This window comes from Microcystis sp. CS-574 (genome assembly GCF_028329095.1).
GTDB lineage: Bacteria > Cyanobacteriota > Cyanobacteriia > Cyanobacteriales > Microcystaceae > Microcystis > Microcystis ichthyoblabe_A.
In genome coordinates this window covers 16,917-37,293 of sequence record NZ_JAQMSY010000087.1, presented here as the reverse complement: position 1 = coordinate 37,293, position 20,377 = coordinate 16,917, and the positions used below count along the sequence as shown (strand labels likewise).

Here is a 20,377-nt window from a genome sequence, read left to right as displayed (position 1 = left end):
CTTACAGCAATTATGGCCGATCTGGCTCTAGATTCGATCGGCCATGGCAGGGGGATTAGGAGCAGCATAGTTAGATATCAGGGACAAAACAGGGTATCGCGGGTATTTCTGCCAGTTATGGGGTTAGTTCCTGTGGCTATCTCACAAAGATACTTTTCCACATCGGAGCGAATAATTGCATCGGTAAAATCGGCTCCGTCGATAATTGCACCTTTGATTAAAATGTTAGTGGCAAAAGCTCCTTCGAGAACGGCATTGGTAAAGTTGGCTCTGGTTAAACGGGCCGATTCTAAATCCACATTTCTCATATTGGCATCGCTAAAGTCGGCCCCCTCCAAGTTGGCAGAAAAAAAGCGTACTCCTTCCAGATTGGCATGACTGAAGTTACTACCGCGCAGATTGGAGTGATCGAAGGTGGAATCGCGCAAATCCTGCCCCCCAAAGTCATTATCAGTCAAATTACGGTTATTATAACTTAGCGCTTGGGCCGGAGCTAAGGAGAATAATAATACTAATATACTAGCAAACAAGATTAGTAGAGTTTTGCGAGAAAATTGCGCCATATTGCCACCTGATCAATCAACCTTTTCTATAATAAGCTGTACTGGATTTAAACCGCCTATCGGGAATTGTAGTACAAATGCTCGAACTGGCCGCCCCTCTATAGTTTCTCAACACGATTTATTATCATTACCCGGCACTCGTTGACAATTATCCCCAGATTTACCAAGGGCGATCGATCTGCTAGATTTTTGATGTTGGATATCTTAGATAGATATGGCTGGTCATAGTAAATGGGCAAATATTAAACGACAAAAAGCCCGGGTTGATGCCAAAAAAGGGCAAACTTTCACCCAGTTATCCCGGGCCATTATCGTGGCTACGCGTAACGGTGTTCCCGATCCGGCGGGCAATTTTCAGCTACGCACGGCGATCGAAAAAGCCAAGGCGGCCGGTATTCCCAATGACAATATCGAAAGAGCGATCGCTAAAGGGGCGGGAACTTGGGAAAATGACTCAGCTTTTGAGGAAATTCGCTACGAGGGTTATGGTCCCGGGGGTGTGGCGATCCTGATCGAAGCACTGACCGATAATCGCAATCGCACGGCTGCGGATCTGCGGGCGGCTTTTAGCAAAAATGGCGGTAATTTAGGTGAAACGGGCTGTGTGGGCTGGATGTTTGACCATAAGGGGGTAATTCGCCTTGAGGGAACTATTGATGAGGATAAGCTTTTAGAAGCTTCCCTAGAGGGCCAGGCCCAATCCTACGAGTTTTTTGACAGTGAGGAGGAAGGTCAAGGAGCAGAAGTTTTTACTGAGGTGTCTAACCTGGAGAGATTGAATAAGGTTCTGCAAGCAGCGGGATTTAAGGTCAAAGAAGCAGAATTACGCTGGATTCCCACTAATACCCTAGAAGTGAGCGATCGAGAGCAGGCCCGTTTTTTATTCAAGTTAATCGACACCCTAGAATCCCTCGATGATGTGCAATCGGTGACGGCTAATTTTGATTTAGTTGAGGAATTGATGTTAGGGGATCTGTGATCCTAAATTCCTAGACTGCTCACTGATTCTGGGCCTGATCAAGAGATAATCTGTCCCCAAAATCGCGTAAAAATTCGGGTTCCGTAAAAATCGATCGCCCTGGCCATGATTTTTAACCTTTGACACACAGCACCTGCTTGAGAGTGGCGACAATTTCCACTAGATCAGCTTGTTGATTCATCACCTGTTGGATCGGTTTATAGGCCCCTGGAATCTCATCAATAACCCCCTCATCCTTGCGGCATTCAACCCCTTGGGTTTGGGCGATTAAATCATCAAGAGTAAAGGTTTTTTTAGCCAGATTTCTCGACATCAAGCGCCCGGCCCCGTGGGAACAGGAACAGAAGCTATTATGTTCTCCTTTACCTTTAACAATATAAGATTGCGCTCCCATGGAACCGGGGATAATGCCATAATCGGTTTCTCTAGCGCGGACGGCTCCTTTGCGGGTGACATAAACCTCCTCCCCAAAATGAATTTCTTTTTCGGCATAATTGTGATGACAATTAACTACTAAGAGGGGTTTAGTTGGTTTGCCTCCCGCTAGATGTTTTTCAACAATCCGTTTAAATCTAGCCATCATAATTTCCCGATTATAACGGGCATATTCCTGGGTCCATTGTAGGTCATGCCAGTAGGCGGTAAATTCTTCTGTACCGGCGACAAAGTAGGCCAAATCGAGGTCGGGTAATTTACATTCTGCTAGTTTGGCTAACTCTTTGGCAGTATCAATATGACATTGGGCCAGTTGATTACCAATACCTCTAGAACCGGAATGGAGCATTAACCAAACTTGATTATCTGTATCTAAACAAATTTCGATAAAGTGATTACCACCCCCCAGAGAACCCATTTGTTTAAGGGCTTTTTTCTCTAGGTTTTGTACACCTCGATGAATCTGTTTAAATTCCGCCCATTTTGGCCATTTAGTTACATCCCTATCCACTTCCTTATTTTCAGCAAAACCGACGGGAATATTCGCCTCTACATCGAGGCGAATTTTTTTAAGTTTTCCCTGCAATTGTTCACCAGTAAAAGGCATTTTTAGGGCAGCCATGCCGCAACCGATATCGACTCCGACGGCGGCGGGAATTACGGCATCTTTGGTGGCAATCACCGAACCGACTAAAGCACCTTTACCCAAGTGAACATCGGGCATTAAAGAAATGTGTTTATAAACAAAAGGGAGGGAAGCGACATTTTTGGCCATTTGGGTTTCTTGGGATCCCAATTCATGGCCCGCCCAAGATAAAATCGGTGTCGGGGTGGAAAGTTCCAGAGTTTCGTAAGCCATAGTTTTTATGAAATAATCAGATAAAAGGCGGATGCAACTAAGACAATAAGGCAATTGAGATTCTGCGATGAATTAGATAAATTGTGATCGGCGATCGTGTTTTAACACAGAGGATAAGCTGTTGACTATCTAAATTACCCGCTCAGACTGCCCCCTGGGAAAACTTTTGACTTTCACCGCAGGTTTACCGACTACTGCAATACTACCAAAAAGGTTCGGATACCTACACTATCGAGAAAGCGGGGTTATTTTGCACTATAGAGATAACAAAGGAACTGATAGGGGTGGGTATCGCCTAAAAACCGAGTACAGTTCCGATTCTAGAAGTCACTATAATTTGTATCGGAGCAGCACAAAGATTATGGGAAAAGTAGTTGGAATTGACTTAGGGACGACTAACTCCTGCGTCGCGGTTATGGAAGGGGGTAAACCCACCGTTATCGCCAACGCCGAAGGGTTTAGAACCACGCCCTCAGTCGTCGCCTACGCCAAAAGTGGCGATCGCCTAGTAGGACAAATCGCCAAACGTCAAGCGGTAATGAACCCGCAAAATACTTTTTATTCCGTCAAACGCTTCATCGGCCGGAAATTCAACGAAGTTACTAACGAAGCCACAGAAGTATCCTACAAAACTCTCCAGGACGGCAACGGCAACGTTAAATTAGACTGTCCCGCCCAGGGCAAACAATTCGCCCCCGAAGAAATTTCCGCCCAGGTACTGCGGAAACTGGTGGAAGATGCCAGTAAATACCTCGGCGAAACCGTTACCCAAGCAGTCATCACCGTACCCGCTTATTTTAACGACTCCCAACGTCAAGCCACCAAAGATGCCGGGAGAATTGCTGGGGTTGAAGTTCTCCGCATTATCAACGAACCCACCGCCGCCTCTCTTGCCTACGGATTAGACAAAAAAGCTAACGAAACCATTCTCGTTTTTGACTTGGGTGGGGGAACCTTTGACGTATCGGTTCTAGAAGTGGGTGATGGTGTCTTTGAAGTTCTCGCTACCTCTGGAGATACTCATCTCGGTGGTGATGACTTCGATAAAAAAATCGTTGATTATCTAGCCGGAGAATTCAAAAAAGTTGAAGGAATAGATCTCCGTCAAGATAAACAGGCCCTGCAACGTCTCACAGAAGCGGCAGAAAAAGCCAAAATTGAGCTTTCTAGCGTTACCCAAGCGGAAATTAACCTGCCCTTCATCACCGCTACCGCCGAAGGGCCAAAACACCTAGATACTACTTTAACTAGAGCTAAATTTGAGGAAATTTGCGCCGATTTAATTGATCGCTGTCGGATTCCCGTCGAAAATGCCATCCGTGATGCCAAAATCGATAAATCTGCCCTCGATGAAGTGGTTCTCGTCGGTGGTTCAACCCGGATTCCCGCCGTCCAGGAATTAGTTAAAAAAGTTCTGGGCAAAGATCCTAACCAAAGCGTTAACCCCGATGAGGTGGTAGCCGTCGGCGCCGCTATTCAAGGTGGTGTTCTCGCCGGTGAAGTCAAAGATATTCTTCTGCTTGATGTTTCGCCCCTGTCTTTGGGTGTGGAAACCCTCGGCGGTGTGATGACGCGGATTATTACCCGCAACACCACTATTCCCACCAAAAAATCGGAAGTTTTCTCCACGGCAGTAGATGGACAAACTAACGTGGAAATCCACGTCCTGCAAGGGGAACGGGAAATGGCTAAAGATAACAAGAGTTTGGGAACTTTCCGACTCGATGGTATCCCTCCCGCTCCTCGTGGTGTGCCTCAAATCGAAGTGGTTTTCGACATCGATGCTAACGGTATTCTCAATGTCACCGCTAAGGATAAAGGTACAGGAAAAGAACAATCGATCAGCATCACCGGCGCTTCTACCTTGCCCCAAAATGAAGTGGAACGCATGGTTAATGAGGCAGAATCGAACGCCTCGGTGGATAAGGAACGTCGTGAACGCATTGAACGCAAAAATCAAGCTGATTCCTTGGTTTATCAAGCTGAGAAGCAGTTGGAAGAGTTAGGCGATAAGGTTCCTCCATCTGAGAAAAATAAAGCCCAAGGGTTGATTAAAGACCTGAAAGAAGCGATCGCTCAAGACGATGATGGTAAGATCAAAACCATCCTACCGGAATTACAACAAGCCCTCTACGCGATCGGTAGTAGTATGTATCAGCAAGGAGCCCCTAGCAATCCCCCCGGTGGCAATAATGACAATGGCCCCTCTGGTGGTGCTGGTGGTGGCGATGATGTCATCGATGCGGAATTCTCCGACGCTAAATAAAAATTAAGTTCTTAGCTTCGGGAAGGACACAAGTTAACTTGTGTCCTTTTTTCCTTGCGGCTTTCTTAAAGATAAGGCTGTCACCGAAAATTAGGACTAAACTTAAGTGAACCATCTTGGAGGACTAAGATTAAGAAAATGGAAATTTACCAATTTAGCCAACGCCAGACAATTATTATGGCTATTCTAGTCCTCTATCTCGGTAAGTATTTAACCAAAAATATCAAATTTCTGCAAGATTATAACATTCCTGATGCCGTTGCTGGTGGTGTCTTGGCTTCCTTGTTTTTCGGTCTATTTTTTGCTGTTTTTAAATGGCAAATTGAATTTACCCTTAATGTTCGGGATGCCCTGTTAATCGTTTTTTTTACTACTATCGGGCTGTCCTCAAAACTAAAAACCCTGCTGCAAGGGGGGAAACCCTTGCTAATTTTATTAATAACCGCCGTGGTTTATCTCATTCTACAAAATTTAGCTGGGTTAGGAGTGGCAAAAGTGATGGGATTAGATTTACCCATCGGTTTGATTGCTGGTTCCGTTTCTTTGAGTGGGGGTCACGGGACTGCCATTGCTTGGGCTTCTATTTTTCGTGATAATTATGGCATCGCCAAAGCATCAGAAATCGGTGTAGCTAGTGCTACTTTTGGGCTAGTTTTAGGGGGAATTATTGGCGGACCGGTGGCTAAATGGTTAATTACTAGAAATCGACTGCGAGCCAATAATCAAGATCAAGATTTAACGGTGGGAATTAAACAAAGCCAGAGGAATGTTAATATCGATTACAATACAATGCTCCATTCAATCTTAGTGATTGGTTTAACTATCGGTTTAGGTAATCAGATTAACTACTGGGTGACTCCCCTTGGTTTAAAATTACCGGATTTTGTCACCTGTTTATTGGCAGGAATTATCCTGACTAATACCGTACCTTTGGTATTGAAACGCTTTCCTTGGCCCGCTAATACGCCCTCTTTAGCCTTAATTTCTGATGTTAGTCTCGGTTTATTCCTATCTATGTCCTTGATGAGTTTACAATTATGGACATTGATCGATTTGGCAGGACCGATTGCTATCCTGTTATTAGTGCAGTTCTCACTCAGTATTATTTATACTGTTTTACTGGTCTTTCCCTTAATGGGAAAAAACTATCATGCTTCAGTAGTTTGCGCCGGTTATTTGGGTTTAACTCTAGGGGCAACTCCCACAGCGATTGCCAATATGACAGCGGTGACGGAACATTTTGGGGCTTCTCCCCAGGCATTTATTATTGTTCCTTTGGTGGGGGCATTTTTTATTGATTTGTTTAATGCTTTTATCATCCAGCAATTTTTGAATTTTCTGACTTAAAAATTTTTATCGATCAAGTAATTATGGCTCTTCGGTTTGTGTTATGCAATGGACGGGGGTTATAAGGGATGGAACCCCTATATAGAAAGGCATTTAGCGATTTTTGTCAATTGTTTTTGCTCTAGAGCAAACTAATCAATTAAGTCTCTTGCAAGATAAGGATTTAGTCGATTTATGCCCCCCTATCGAATCATACCAAGTAACGAAGAACCCAAAACACTTACATTATGGCTCTTATGGATGTATTCACTCATTTTTCTATTATACCCTGCGAGCGGCGGGGAATTAGACCCGAAGAGATTAAAGCATATCTAAATATTTTTGGGTTAAAAGTTAAACTTCAGGCTCCTATTTAGTACGAGTTTACTAAGCGACTAATTTTCCCAAAAAAATTAGTTAACACATGATTGTAACATATAATTAATTTGCAAGAGTTCTAATGTTTTTTTGGATAGAAATCATGAAATCCCCCTCTCGTTTTTTCATCGGGATCGCCGGAACCATAACGGTCGGTTTCCTCGCTACCTCGTCGGTTCAAGCTTCGCCTTTAAATTTACAATTTCTCGGTCAATCGATTGTTCCCACGGGGTTTATTCCCTCAGGCCCAGCGGGAACCGTGAACGGTGTCTCCGTTCCGGTCGGGGGATTATCGGGCATTACCTACGATCCGGCGGCTAATAACTTTTACATCATCTCGGACGATCGCTCTCAGAACGGCCCGGCGCGTTTCTACACCGCAACGATCAATCCGACGCTATTTAATGTTAATGGGACGAATAGCGGCGTTACCTTTACCGGTGTTACGCCACTTTTACAGACTAACGGGCAAACTTTCCCCGCGCTGAGTCTCGATCCAGAAGGGATCGCGCTCGTGGGTTCTAATCTGTATATTTCCTCCGAAGGGGAGGTCTCTAACAATCAGATTCTCAATCCCTTTGTCAATCGATTCGCGCTGGCCAACGGTCAACAGAACGATACTTTACCGATTCCAAACCAGTTTATCCCCGCGCCGAACTCGATTCCCACCACGAGCGGGGTTCGCAATAATCTGGCTCTAGAAAGTCTGACCACCACCCCAGATCAGCGATTCCTGTTCACGGCCTCCGAGAACGCGCTTGTGCAGGATGGGCCGGCTGCGACGCCAACGAACGGTTCTCCCTCACGGATATTGCAGTACGATCTCGCTAATGGACAGCCGATCGCTCAATTCCTCTACAATACCGATCCAATCGCCCTTCCCCCGACTATTCCAAGCCCAGTCGATGTCAACGGACTCGTCGATTTACTGGCACTTGATAATAGTGGCAAACGCTTTCTCTCCCTAGAACGTTCTTTCTCCATAACGACGGGAACACCAGGGAATACGGGCTATACTGTGAAAATCTACGAGGTTTCCCTGGAGGGGGCCACCGATATTAGTGCCTTTCCCAGTATTAATGGGGTTTCGGGTATCGTGGCCGCCCAGAAAACCCTATTATTCGATTTGACCTTGTTAAATATCCCCATCGATAACGTGGAGGGGATTACCTTCGGCCCCTATTTACCGAACGGCAAGCGCTCAATAATTCTCGTCAGCGACAATAACTTTACCCAGTTCCAATTTACTCAATTTCTCGCCTTTAGCGTCGAAACTGTACCCGAACCCTCAACCCTAGCAGGATTGCTGGTGATCGGTTGCGTTGTTATTCTAGTCAAAAAACGGGAAAGCTAAACAAAATCTGGCAACAGCATAGAGATCATGCTATCTTCGGGGTTGCCGAGCGTTTCGTCAATTGGACAATGGCTCTTCTAGGTTCTGTGTGATAAGTTTAACTTACAATATGATCGATCAATCTTTGTGTTCTTTGTGTCTTTGTGGTTAGTCTAGCCCCTCGCTAGGAGGAATGTATCTTAGAATACATTTTACCCACCAAATCCAAGAGAGCCTAATACCAAATCGGTTTTTGATAATATCATTAACTGCCAATCAAACTTTAAAAACCCAGTTATGGACTGTTTCTCCCTGTCCCAGCGCTCCCCGTTTCCACAAGGACACAAGTTAACTTGTGTCCTTTTTTAGGTTCAAAATCGGAATTTAAGCTAATCCGACTAATTTAGCGCTGTATTCCCACATTTTTTCGCCTCTTTCCTCGTCGCGAGCTTGAGGAGAAACCCTTTGTACAAAAGATTTACCCTCTTTTTTCTGACGGTTGCCCCAACTCCAGTAAGCACCAGATTGACGGTATTGGGGGTCAGCCACCACCATGGCCACTCTTTCCCCAGCTAATTCTTGGGAAACATAGCCACCAGTGATATTTTTCTGGAACCAGGGGAAAAACTGCTGGAAAAAGGGGTAATGATTGCGGAAAAGGGGTGTATCGGCCACACAACCCGGATAGAGGGAAGTAAAAGTGATTCCGGTGGATTCGTGATAGCGTTTGTGCAGTTCCCGCATGGTGAGAACATTACACACCTTACTATCTTTGTAGGCTTTGACCGATTCAAATTTTTTGCCGTCGGCCATAGTAATCGGCTCTTTGAAACCCTTGGCAAACCCTTCCAAATCGCCCAAATCGGGACGAGGAGGAATTTTACCGCCTAATTCATCGGGATTATGGGTGACAGTGCCGAGAATGACTAAACGGCGGTCGGGAGAAGGGGAATTTTTTAGATCTTCCAAGAGCAAATTCGAGAGCAGGAAATGACCTAAATGATTGGTGGCCATGCTCAATTCATAACCGTCGGGACTTCTTAAGGGTTCTTTGAGCAAAGGCAGATAGATAGCGGCATTGCAGACTAAAGCGGTTAGAGAGCGGCCCAAGGCCCGGAAATTTTTAACGAAGCGCCGGACGCTATCGAGGGAACCGAGGTCGATAAATTCAATAGAGTAGTTATCCCGGGGAATGTTCAATTCCTTGGCAGCCTGTTCCATTTTCGGGATATCCCGACAGGCCATAACCACAAACCAACCTCTTTGAGCAAGGGATTTAGCGGCGTAGAGACCGACTCCAGAAGTTGTCCCAGTAATGATCACCGTGGGTTTTTGATCTTGTACCATTTTTTGATAGTTTTCGTTAATCGCTCTGGTCTAGGGAATATCCAAGGGATTCCAATCATAAATTTTATCGGTTGTCTTACCTGACCCCCAGGTTCGCTTTACATAACTTCAAATTTTCCTGAGTGTTCACTTATCAGTGATCAGTGATCAGTTATCAGTGATCAGTTATCAGATTTAAGTTTACCGATCTCCCCACTTCCCCAATTCATAATTCATAATTCATAATTCATAATTAACGAATCGGTTTAGCTAAATCACCGATTTTAAAACCATTACCGGTAATGATACGACCGACGCTAGATTGACCATCAGCTTCGACAATTTCGAGAGTGCCAATCGGTTGAGTAATCTGACGGATAACCTTACCCGTTTGCGGATCCTTGACCGTTTGGGTAGTCCGTTCGATGGAAATGCGTAAACCGACACGATAGCCTTCTCCCGTACCTTTATTGAGAATTACCTGATTTCCCGCCACGGCAGCCACTAAAGCGGTGACAGTCGGGAGCGAGCGAGGTGTAGCGGCGATTTGGTCGGCTTTATCATTGAGATTATCCACCACCTGCGCCACTGCCTTATCGGTGGCAATACTGAGTAATTTCCCTTCGTTGGAGGTTTGGGAACCACCCCCAACCCCTAAAACCACGGTTGAACCATCGGATTGATTGGCAGTACCATCTCCCTGAGCGGTGGTAATAATTTCGGCCGTGGTAGTATTAATTGCTCGGACATTTAACTTGACAAAAGCATCGGTTTCTGTCTTGGCAGTGCTAAAAATAATAAACGAGCCACCGGATTGTTTTTTTTGTAAATCGAATTGGGTAATCGAACCGATAATCACCACATCTACCCCTAAAATTTGCCCGATTTGAGCAGCGGTAGCGGCATCTACCCGTCCCGAAGCCCCAAAATTTTGTTCTCTGAGGACAGCATCAATGCGACTACGCTCGATGACTGTATAGCGACCACTTTCTACCAATTTATTGACGAGAATATCACTGACACCACTGGCCCCACCACTGAGAAATGTTAACCACTGGGGATTACTGAGACCGCTATAATCGAAGTCTAAAACCGCTACTCGCACCTTTTCGCTTTTTTGGGCTAAGAGTAATGGTAAATTGTTAGAGGTAGCTTGGGAGAAAGCTGGTGCGTTGAAGCTAAAACCCAAACTAGAAGCGACTCCCACAAGGGTGATTAGGGCAGAAAAACCACGGATACTATCTCGATCGAACATGATAAGGGGTTCTCCAGTCAAATAGAATATAGATCATAATTATCTCAGAATTACTCTAACTATCAAGAGCGAGAATTTTGAATGGCAGTAATTAAACCTCTCACTTCCTCGGTTCCCTCGGAAGCTTCAAAGGAAGTGGGAAATTTACCCTTAGCAATCATCCGCAATCCCAGGGGGGCAATACTTAATAAACCCTGTAAATCGCGCCAATAATTGCCCAGCACATAGAGGCCGAATTGGCGTTCATCCACCCATCCCCCTGCTTTGACTAATTCCACTAAAACTTTTCGGTGACGAATGGGACGACTACTATCGGCCGACTTGCGAGCGAGTATTTCCTGTTTAATTTTACTAATCTGATCCATGGGGGCCACTTCCATGGGACAAACCGCATTACAGAAATAGCAACGCGTACACCCCCAAACCCCTGCGGTACCTTGGTTATAAAGTTCTAGGCGACTTTCCTGATTACCATCGCGGGAATCTGCTAGGGTGCGCTGCGCTTTTGCTAAAGCATGGGGACCGACAAAATCGGGATTGACTTGCTTGGCATTACATTCCGAATAACAGGCCCCGCACATAATGCAGTTACCCATCTGATTGAGATTGGCTCTTTCTTCTGGAGTTTGCAGAAATTCTCGTTCGGGAATGGTGCGCGCTTGACTACTAATATAAGGTTCAACCTTTTCTAAATCGTCCCAAAACGGTTGCATATTGACGATTAAATCCCGGATAATTGGTAAATTACCCAGGGGTGCGATCGTGATTTCGGGAATTTCTCCGGCATCTTTTTGGCTACAATGGTTTAATTCACTGGCGATATTTTTTTGACAAGCCAAGGCCGAACGACCGTTAATTTTCATCGCACAGCTGCCACAAATTGTATTGCGGCAATTTTTACGAAAGGCCAAAGTTCCATCAAGTTCCCATTTGATGCGATTAAGGCAGTCGAGAATTGTATTTCCCGCCTCCACCTCTAGGGTAAAATTTTCTAGGTAGGGGGTGTCGTTGGGTCGTTGACGCAGAATTTTAAAAGAAACTTCCATACTCGGCACGGGGATGAGGGACTCCTAATACTCAGGATAATCGATGTTAACGGGCCAAGGGGGAGCTAGTAATGGTAATTAATCCTTAAGATTTTCCCGGGTCGGTTGAGCCAAGGGGTGGGTATCTAGGCCTAATGATAGATGGGGAAGTCGCTCGAAAACAGTTTAATCCCCCCGGATTTACTGCTCTGGGTCATTAGTTTTTTGCCAACTCCAACCACAAGTATAGTTTCTCAATTCCTTGCTAAGTATAGCTTAAACGGTTTTATGTCCTCACTTTCTCCCCCCTGTTTTCCCCGCACCCGACCAAAAATTGCCAGAGTCTTGGCCAAAAATTTCCTCTCCCCCACAAGGTTTATACTTACTACCTAGTCTGGGGTCTTCTTAGCACGATTGTCATCACCGAACCATCAGTTTTAAAAAATTTATTATTCCCCTCTAGACATTTTTGGCAAGATTTTTGGTATGATCAATTTGTCAGTGTAAACTTAATTGACAGTCAGTCAAAAATCAAGGAACATTAAAAAGTACCATGAGTGACATCTCTCCTACTCCCCTAACCGGGAAAGCTCTACTACAAAAAGTCAAAGAGTTATCCCACTTACCCCGTCGCGAAACGGCAAAACGTTGTGGTTACTACTCTCAAAGTAAAGATGGCCAGGTTCGGGTCAATTTAACCGACTTTTACGATGCTGTTTTAGGTGCAAAAGGGGTTCCTCTGGATCCGGAAGGCACTAAAGATGGCCGCGGCCGCGAACCCACTTTCCGGGTTAGTGTCCATAAAAATGGTCAAATCGTCATCGGTTCCACCTATACCGAACAAATGAACTTGCAGCCCGGCGATGAGTTTGAAATCAAACTTGGCTACAAGCACATCCACCTCAAACAAACGGAATCAGAAGAATCGGTAGAAGCTTAAATAGGTTACGGAGTAGGGATAAGGACAAAAAAAATCGGCAGTCAAAAGGGCTAGTTTTGACAAGACCGACCAAAAAGACAATATAGATTCTTATCCCTAATTCTAACCCCTGACCGCCTCTTTCATCAACTTGAGGGGGTTTCCCTAAGCACTTTTTCTTCTTTTTCGCAACCCCCTAGAGATAGATTTTTGTTGGAGCTAGGCTTTACCAGGGCAAAGTTCCACAGTTATTCTGTCCCTGGAGGGTTTGTTTTATGGGTGTTAGGAGACAGGAGACTCCGAGTTAGTATTCAGGAGATTATTTTTGTTTATTCTTCCCACACCCCACACCCCTAATTGACAATGGACATGGCTGCCTTAATAAAAATTATTATTTTCCTGTTAGCCTGGTTAATTCTCTGGCTGCCGATTGCCATTAGTTTAGGGAGTCGTTTGGGATGGCAACCGCTGCAAGGGACAAAACCTGACCAGAAATTGCCCCTGGTGGCCTCTCTTTACGCCTTGGCTCCCTTAGTTATCTGGGGATTATTCAAGATAGAGGGGAGCAGCCTCCATAATTACGGATTAATTTGGTCATTTTCCCTATTTATCTCCCTAACCAAAGGATTAATCTTGGCAGTGGTGGGATTAGGGATAATTTTTTTTCTGGAGGGGATTTTGGCCTGGGTACATTGGCAGCCCAAAAACCTCACTCGTGCTTTTGCCTTGAGTTTACCCCTGTTGATAGTGGCTCTCTGGGTGGGTATTACCGAGGAATTAATCTTTAGGGGCATCTTTTTGAGCCAATTAAGCCAAGAATACGGTTTTTGGGTGGCTGGAGCCATTTCTAGCCTAATTTTTGCCCTGCTGCATCTGCTTTGGGAACGTCAGCAAACGCTGCCGCAACTACCCGGTTTATTTCTGATGGGGATGGTTCTGGTCTGGGCGCGGGCGATCGATCATGGTAGTTTAGGATTAGCTTGGGGACTTCATAGCGGTTGGGTGTGGGGATTAGCGTTGCTAGACAGTGCCGAATTGATGTCTTACAGCGATTCTGGGTTAGCTTGGGTTAAAGGTATCTATAACCAACCTTTAGCGGGTTTAGCCGGCATTCTTTGCCTCTTGGGGACAGCTTGGGGGTTAAACCTGCTTCAGTAACCAAAAGCCGGTAAAAGTGCGACCAGAATCATCCGGTTGTATGAGAAGAAAGTGCAAACCTTGGCTTTCCTCTTTGGTTGCTTGATAAATATTGGCTGCCAGGGCCACTTCTTCATCTTCGTAGGTCAGAAAAATCCAACGCTCATTTAGACCCGATTCCAAGACTAAACCGCCCGATCGCCCCCTTTCTGTGGGAATATGATCGATAAATACTGGGTTAATTTCCTCTAACCAACGAGCGATCGCCAGAGATTTTTTACCACCGGTAATAACCACACCGGGGATCATGAGAGTGGAGGCTAAACCTAATTTTAAGGGAGAAAAGGCCTCTGGTAGGGAAAGAATCGGTATTCTGCGATCGCCAAAAAAGTTAACTAAATCAACGGCGGGAAAACGAGCAAAACGCCACTCTCGACCTAAAAATTGGTCTGGTAGGGGTTGCGGTGGAGGAGAGTCGATATTGATGGGGATTTGCCGTAATTCTAGCTGTTTTTTCAGAGCGTTAACGTGACGGGTTAACTCGATTTTGATCTGTAAATTTTGACCAGCGAGGAGAAATAAATTGGCGCATTGGGGGCGAAAAACTTGGATAATTTCCGGGGGGGAGACTTGACAAGCTTGCTCTAACTGTTGGGTTAACCAGTCGCTATTAGCTTGGGATTGGGGACAGGAATTTTCATAAATAAGATGACCGAGAGGATCGAAAATTAGCAATTGCCAGACTGTCTCAAGAGGGGAAGAAGATGAAGATTTATAAAAATCCGCTTGCCAAATAGTCATAATTCAGTCAAAAGCCACCAGTAAAAAGTCAAAAAATGGTCAGGAGTAGAGGTCAACTAAAAATTTTACCTTACCAAGACTTTAAAAATCTAGGAGCGAGACAAAAAAGGCTATATACTAGGGAAAGCTATAGCAAAACATATCGAGACAATGGAAGAAAATTGGCTAGAAATTGGGACAATAGTAGCACCCCAGGGACTGGAGGGAGAATTGCGAGTTTTATCGGTATCAGATTTTCCCGAACGTTTTCAGAAGCGAGGTATTAGGGGAATACAAGGGACCCAAGGGGGAGAAATCCGAGAAATTACGCTGCTCAGGGGACGTGAGCTACCGGGCAAAAATGTTTATGTTATCAAGTTAGAGGGGGTTGAAAATCGGGAACAGGCCCAAGCTTTGCGCGGATATAAATTATGGGCGAATAAACTGGAAAAACCTCGCCTAAAAGCGGATGAATATCATGTTAGTGAGCTAGTAAACTTGGAGGTTTATCATCACCTGACAGGAGAAAAAATCGGGGTTGTAGTAGATATTTTGTGGGCGGGTAATGACATTTTAGCAGTGCAACTAGAAGCCAATCTCGCCTCTGTTAAGAAAAAAAGCCCTTCCTCCGACTCAAAAGCCACGGCCCTGGTTCCCTTTGTCAAAGAAATTGTTCCACTGGTGGATCTGAAAGCGGCACGCATCGAGATTGCGCCACCACCGGGGTTATTAGAGATCAATTGGTCATAAACTTATTACTGAACTTCCCCCATACATATCTACTACAATAGCCGAAAACCTTTATCCATCAATGGATACACCCATTAACTTTTCTTGATGGAGCCATGTAATTTGTAACATTTATTAATGGACAAGAATTCTCTCCATTTGCTAGAATAGAGGTCATGTATATAGAAAAAGTTCCTAACCGTAATTACCCTCTCGCTGTTCTTCGACCAGATTCCTATCAAGAAGGAGATCAAGTCAAAAAAAGAACCCTGGCCAACGGCTCGACTGAGCTCACCGAACACCCTCTCAAAATTACCCGATGATATTATCGACAATAGATATCTTCAAAAATTATAACCCAATCACAGCTTGCTTTTAGCTTGTGTACTAACTGACTATTTATATGGCTGAAATGTATATCTATCGTTGCTAATTCAATTGCACTGAAAAAATATGAGACAATTAAAATCATTTTTACTTGGTTAGATTCCTTAACTAGAAAAACTTTTAGTATTAAGATAATATTATGGATAGGTCTGATCTGAAACTGGCTCTTAAAGGGGCAAGACTGTCAATGAGTGAAGACATTACCGCTCATTTTAAAGTGATTAGAAGTCTTCGTTTGTGCTATCATTTAGATGACTTAATTTTTCGTTCCACTAAAGTTAAAGCCAAAACCTGTAAATGCCATCATAACACCTGTAACCGACTAAGATTAAGAATTAGAAACCTAGTTGATGAACTACATCACAAAGTAGCTAGATTCTTAGTAGAAAACTTCGATGGGATTTTATTGCCGACATTTGAAGTATCAGAAATGGTCTTAAGGTCTGGAAGAAAAATCCAATCAAAGTCTGTTAGACAGATGTTAACTTGGTCACAGTATCAGTTTAAAATATTCTTAAGATCTAAGGCATTTGAGTACGAAAAAACCGTTATAAATTGTTGTGAAGCTTATAGGTCAAAGACAGGTAGCCGGACTGGTGAATTAATCGATAATTTGGGTGGAAAAAAAGTAATTAAATCAGAAATTGATGGGCGACAAATGGACAGGTATCCTAAGGGAGTACGGGGGTTCTTCCTTCTTGCTCTGGTAGATACACCCTCGTTCAAAGACTCTTTGAGCGTGCATTGTTAACCCATTAACAGAAATGTTAAGCTGTTCCTAATTCAAATTGCTTGTTGAAACGAGGCAAGAGGCAACAGTAAAGGGATTGGGGGAAATTCGGCTAATCCAAGAATAAGCGATTAAAATACGTCTTAGCTTAATCAATGTTAGCAAAAAAGTATCGGTATAAACAGAAATTATGTATAGTCTTGACGTTAATTTTCTTAAAGATCGCCATCTTAGCCAAACAGCCTCTAACTTCGAGGTTTCCACCGTTATTGACCGAAGTAAACAAATACCCCTGTTCATCGGTGTGGGAGTTGGGGCCGGATTATTGGCACTGACGGGATTACTCGGTTTAGCCGTCGGTTGGAAAACTGGCGAAGCTCAGGCCAAAATTCAGCAATTGGACGGGGAATTAGGTCAAGTACAAGTCCAAAGTAAAAAACTAGAAGATATCAGAGGGGAACTAAAGGCGGTAGAAGCAGAAAATCAAGCTCTGGTGGGTGTATTCAATCAGATTAGTTCTTGGTCAGCCATTCTCCAAGAAATTCGCCAACAAACTCCTCCTAGGGTGCAGTTAAATAGTGTGCAACAGGTGGAGGTTCCCGCGAACCCCAATCAAGGGCAACCCAATTCGGCTACGCGCTTAAAAATCAGTGGTTTTGCCAGTAATTACGAAGCAGTCAATGATTATCTCTTAACTCTACAAGCTTCTCCTTTTTTGCAGGGTAAGCAAACGGTGATCGAAAGTGCTGCCCTGGCCGATTTACCCGTAGAGGTGGACAATCAGTATAAAAATATTAATATTACTTTCCCCCAAGTGGTTCAATTTGTGATCACCGCCCAATTAAGTGATACTCCCACCACTCAACAACTGCCCAATCTGGTCAGGAATGGAGCGATCGGAGTTATCACTAGGATTAATACTCTCAAAAGCCAAGGAGCCATTCAACCATGACCTTTAACGAAGAATTTGAGAAGCTGAAATTAGAGGAATTTCAGGAGTATCCTATCGCTTTCGGGATAAATTTTACTCCCCGTAATAGTGGCATCGCTGCCGCTATGCTAGGTTTACTTGGCTCCCTCTATCTGCTTTTTAACTGGGTGATGCCCGCTTATGATACCTTGCAGCAACTGCAAACCGATGCCGCCGACAAACAACAACTGCTAGAGCAACAAAAAAGCCGTCTCGAATTTTCAGAATTCCAAAAAATCGAGAGTCAGTTACAACAACAAAAAGCTATGAAACAGCAAATACTCTCGCTTTTTGCTAGAGAAAGGGACTTAAGCACTATTCTCTTAGATGTTAGTAATATCTTTAAGTCTGGCGATGTTAAGCTGGTTAGTTTTCAACCCCAAGGACTAGAACCGGTGGTAGTCTCCGATGGTTCCCTCGGTAGTGAGGTTAATAATAAGCTCAAACGTCAAACTTTTAACGTCAAGATTCAAGGAAACTATGTTAACACTCAAGAGGTTATTCGGGATTTAGAAAGATTACAGCCGCTCATTTTGCTCAACAGTCTCAATACCCAGATGGAAAAGCAAGGATCGACGTTTAAAGTAGTTAGTACTGGCAACAATAAGGCCACTATCGTTCCCCAAGGCGATCGACCCGTGACCACGACTTTTCTTCTCAATGTAATTATTCCTCTCAGTGCCGCCGAATTAGCCAAGTTAGCACCACCCCCACCTCCTGAAGGTCAAACCCCCGCCGAAGGTCAACCCTCCGCCAGTCCGCGCCAATAATAGTCTTCAATCCGGTGTGAGTATTGCGTTTTTTGTCCGTTGAATCCCGTAATCGTTGAGGAGTGAAGTTAAAGTGAATCCGTCCCGTTATGCTCTGTTTATCCCCCCAATTGCCTCGTTTTTATTGATGGCTCCCCTGAGCGTCTTGGCCGAAACCGCCATTTCCTTCCATGGTTCAGAGTTAAAATCTGCTACATCAAAAATTGAATTTTCGCAAGAGTTTAGTCAAGAAACTTTACAAAAATCGCTAAATCAGCTTGTCCCTTCCAGCGCGGCCGTAGAAAAGGAAATCAGCGATCGCATTTTAGACAGTGAAAAACTACTTGCCCAAAGTGCGCCCCTTGTCCCCAATCCGGAAATTATCATTCAAGGCATACCTCAAGCCCCCGGCGCTCCCACCCTACCCCGGGCCGTCGCCCCACCAGTGGGAGATATTGCCATCTCTAATATCGATGCTAGTGCCGAAAAGATCAAATTTGATCGCAATATCACCGTACCTCGTGTTTTACTGCGGGAAGCTTCCGCTAGAGAAGTGTTAATGACCCTTGCTAACATTGCCGGTTATAACGTCGTTTTCACCAGCGCCCAGGGGGAAGCTAACGCCACTTCTCAGACAGTTTCCTTGGAATTTACTAACGAATCGGTGGAAAACATTTTTAACGCCGTGTTGTTAGTTTCCGGACTTCAGGCCAACCGTCAGGGTAAGACCATCTTTGTCGGGGCGCAATTACCCCAGGGCGCTCGTAATCTGATTAGCCGCACCCTGCGCCTCAACCAAGTTAAAGCCGTCGCCGCCGCCACTTTCCTCGCCACCCAAGGGGCAGAATACCAGCGTTTAGTTACCCAAACCGAGGATATCGTCGATCCCCTCACCCAACGGGTCGTCGGTCGCCGGGATGTTCCTCCCACCCTAGAGCCACTGAAACCCCAAAACACAGAAGGCTCAAAAGCCGCCCTACTTTTAACCGGTTTAAGAATTGCCGCCGACGAGCGCCTTAATTCTATCAATTTAATCGGGGAACCCCGACAAGTCCAGATCGCCACCTCCTTATTAACCCAACTGGATGCCCGTCGCCGTCAGGTGGTGGTTAACGTCAAAGTTATCGATGTCAATCTGCTCAATACGGACGAATTTCGCAGTAGTTTTTCCTTCGGGTTTAACGATGGTTTCTTCGTTCAAGATGGAGGGGCGGCAGTGCTGAACTTTGGTAATATGAACCCACCCACTAGCTCGACTGTAGGCAGACCGGGGGCTTTTGCACAGCCTGTTGTGCCGATTTTAGATATCATATCGGGGAGTACAAACGCGGATCTGGAAATAGCACCTTTTTTTGATGTTCAGAATGGCGCTTCCTTTGGCCGTGTTAACCAGGGACCGAATGACTTTGTAGGTCGCACAACACCCTATGCTCGTCCCAGTTTTGGTCGCACTGTTAACCCCTTCCAACCCGGTTTGAGTGATGTTAATATTGACCCAGAGACGGGAATAATAGAGTATGAATACAAACCCCCGACCCTATTTCAATATCCCCAAAAATTTCTGATGACCCTGCAAGCCTCAATTCAGACAGGAAATGCCAAGATTCTCACCGATCCCTCGCTGGTGGTGCAGGAAGGTCAACAGGCCACCGTGAAGCTAACTCAGAAAGTGTTGGTCAGTGTTACAACAACAATTGATACCAATGGCAATGGCAATGAGAGAACTACAACTCCTGTGTTTGGTGATGCTGGACTGACCTTAACCGTCGATGTGAATCAAATTGATGATAATGGTTACATCAGTTTAAATGTTGCGCCTACAATTGCCCAACCAGGTCCCCCGATTCCATTTGATAGCGGTGGGAATACAAGGAACCAATTGACTCCTTTGATTAGCCGGGATTTATTATCGGGTTTAATTCGTCTCCGGGATGGACAGAGTTTAATTCTTTCTGGGATTATCCAAGAAACACAACAAAGTTCTGAGACAAAAGTGCCGATTTTAGGCGATATTCCCATTTTAGGGGCTTTATTCCGCAGTCGGAAGAATACTAATAGTCGCAGTGAGGTGATTATTCTCCTCACTCCCAAAATCATCGAAGATACGGCCACCTCTACCCTCGGTATCAACTATCAACCGGGCCAAGATGCGGCGGAAGTGTTGCAGCGTCAAGGTTTCCCCGTACAACCACGACAGTGATCAGCTTTTTTCAGTAATCAGTAATCAGCTT

Annotated in this window: 17 protein-coding genes; 11 read left to right on the top strand and 6 right to left on the bottom strand. The window is 44.8% G+C overall.

Going from position 1 to position 20,377, the window contains the following annotated elements; translation table 11 throughout:
- Positions 1-77: 77 nt before the first annotated feature.
- Positions 78-563 carry a pentapeptide repeat-containing protein gene (locus PN470_RS06585; protein ID WP_002734112.1) on the bottom strand — a complete coding sequence of 162 codons (486 nt, stop codon included), beginning with the start codon at positions 561-563 and terminating at the stop codon, positions 78-80.
- A 214-nt stretch (positions 564-777) separates the two neighbouring features.
- Between PN470_RS06585 and PN470_RS06580 the strand changes: the two genes are divergently transcribed.
- On the top strand, positions 778-1,542 hold the full coding sequence (locus tag PN470_RS06580) for a YebC/PmpR family DNA-binding transcriptional regulator (protein ID WP_103111281.1): 765 nt from the start codon (positions 778-780) through the stop codon (positions 1,540-1,542).
- Positions 1,543-1,654: 112 nt separating this feature from the next.
- Here the strand turns inward: PN470_RS06580 and PN470_RS06575 are convergent, their stop codons facing one another.
- A complete protein-coding gene (locus PN470_RS06575) occupies positions 1,655-2,836 on the bottom strand; it encodes an RtcB family protein (protein WP_272104120.1) in 1,182 nt (393 codons plus the stop codon).
- A 361-nt stretch (positions 2,837-3,197) separates the two neighbouring features.
- Here PN470_RS06575 and dnaK point away from each other — a divergent pair, with 361 nt between their 5' ends.
- The 3 genes from dnaK (at position 3,198) to PN470_RS06560 (ending at position 8,160) form a co-directional block, all read left to right on the top strand.
- The gene (gene dnaK / locus PN470_RS06570) at positions 3,198-5,102 is read left to right on the top strand and encodes a molecular chaperone DnaK (RefSeq protein WP_002750478.1); all 1,905 of its coding nucleotides are present in this window, start codon (positions 3,198-3,200) and stop codon (positions 5,100-5,102) included.
- Positions 5,103-5,240: 138 nt separating this feature from the next.
- Positions 5,241-6,449 carry a sodium/glutamate symporter gene (gene gltS, locus PN470_RS06565; protein WP_004162253.1) on the top strand — a complete coding sequence of 403 codons (1,209 nt, stop codon included), beginning with the start codon at positions 5,241-5,243 and terminating at the stop codon, positions 6,447-6,449.
- A gap of 439 nt (positions 6,450-6,888) precedes the next feature.
- Positions 6,889-8,160 carry an esterase-like activity of phytase family protein gene (locus tag PN470_RS06560; RefSeq protein ID WP_103111279.1) on the top strand — a complete coding sequence of 424 codons (1,272 nt, stop codon included), beginning with the start codon at positions 6,889-6,891 and terminating at the stop codon, positions 8,158-8,160.
- 363 nt (positions 8,161-8,523) lie between these two features.
- On the opposite strand, the gene PN470_RS06555 is transcribed toward PN470_RS06560, so the two are convergent.
- The 3 genes from PN470_RS06555 to PN470_RS06545 all read right to left on the bottom strand — a co-directional run bounded on the left by PN470_RS06555 (position 8,524) and on the right by PN470_RS06545 (position 11,766).
- Positions 8,524-9,486 carry a protochlorophyllide reductase gene (locus tag PN470_RS06555; protein WP_002734294.1) on the bottom strand — a complete coding sequence of 321 codons (963 nt, stop codon included), beginning with the start codon at positions 9,484-9,486 and terminating at the stop codon, positions 8,524-8,526.
- Between the two features lie 232 nt (positions 9,487-9,718).
- The gene (locus PN470_RS06550; protein WP_103111278.1) at positions 9,719-10,720 is read right to left on the bottom strand and encodes a CsgG/HfaB family protein; all 1,002 of its coding nucleotides are present in this window, start codon (positions 10,718-10,720) and stop codon (positions 9,719-9,721) included.
- 62 nt (positions 10,721-10,782) lie between these two features.
- A complete protein-coding gene (locus PN470_RS06545; protein WP_271935202.1) occupies positions 10,783-11,766 on the bottom strand; it encodes a succinate dehydrogenase/fumarate reductase iron-sulfur subunit in 984 nt (327 codons plus the stop codon).
- Positions 11,767-12,298: 532 nt separating this feature from the next.
- Here PN470_RS06545 and PN470_RS06540 point away from each other — a divergent pair.
- Complete coding sequence (locus tag PN470_RS06540; protein ID WP_002765913.1) at positions 12,299-12,685, top strand: AbrB family transcriptional regulator; 387 nt, start codon at positions 12,299-12,301, stop codon at positions 12,683-12,685.
- Between the two features lie 342 nt (positions 12,686-13,027).
- On the top strand, positions 13,028-13,822 hold the full coding sequence (locus PN470_RS06535; RefSeq protein ID WP_272104117.1) for a CPBP family intramembrane glutamic endopeptidase: 795 nt from the start codon (positions 13,028-13,030) through the stop codon (positions 13,820-13,822).
- On the opposite strand, the gene PN470_RS06530 is transcribed toward PN470_RS06535, so the two are convergent.
- Positions 13,805-14,602 (bottom strand): Tab2/Atab2 family RNA-binding protein, encoded by a 798-nt coding sequence (locus PN470_RS06530; protein WP_272104115.1) that lies wholly within the window; start codon positions 14,600-14,602, stop codon positions 13,805-13,807. The genes PN470_RS06535 and PN470_RS06530 overlap by 18 nt on opposite strands.
- 150 nt (positions 14,603-14,752) lie before the next feature.
- Here PN470_RS06530 and rimM point away from each other — a divergent pair, with 150 nt between their 5' ends.
- The 5 genes from rimM (at position 14,753) to PN470_RS06505 (ending at position 20,346) form a co-directional block, all read left to right on the top strand.
- The gene (rimM, locus tag PN470_RS06525; RefSeq protein ID WP_002734345.1) at positions 14,753-15,331 is read left to right on the top strand and encodes a ribosome maturation factor RimM; all 579 of its coding nucleotides are present in this window, start codon (positions 14,753-14,755) and stop codon (positions 15,329-15,331) included.
- Positions 15,332-15,884: 553 nt separating this feature from the next.
- Positions 15,885-16,448, top strand: coding sequence for a transposase (locus tag PN470_RS06520; protein WP_235194899.1), 564 nt, complete (start codon positions 15,885-15,887; stop codon positions 16,446-16,448).
- A 169-nt stretch (positions 16,449-16,617) separates the two neighbouring features.
- Complete coding sequence (locus tag PN470_RS06515; protein ID WP_272104113.1) at positions 16,618-17,379, top strand: PilN domain-containing protein; 762 nt, start codon at positions 16,618-16,620, stop codon at positions 17,377-17,379.
- Positions 17,376-18,167, top strand: coding sequence for a pilus assembly protein (locus tag PN470_RS06510; RefSeq protein WP_272104112.1), 792 nt, complete (start codon positions 17,376-17,378; stop codon positions 18,165-18,167). Before PN470_RS06515 ends, PN470_RS06510 begins: the two co-directional genes overlap by 4 nt.
- 73 nt (positions 18,168-18,240) lie before the next feature.
- A complete protein-coding gene (locus PN470_RS06505) occupies positions 18,241-20,346 on the top strand; it encodes a secretin N-terminal domain-containing protein (protein WP_103111272.1) in 2,106 nt (701 codons plus the stop codon).
- Positions 20,347-20,377 lie beyond the last annotated feature (31 nt).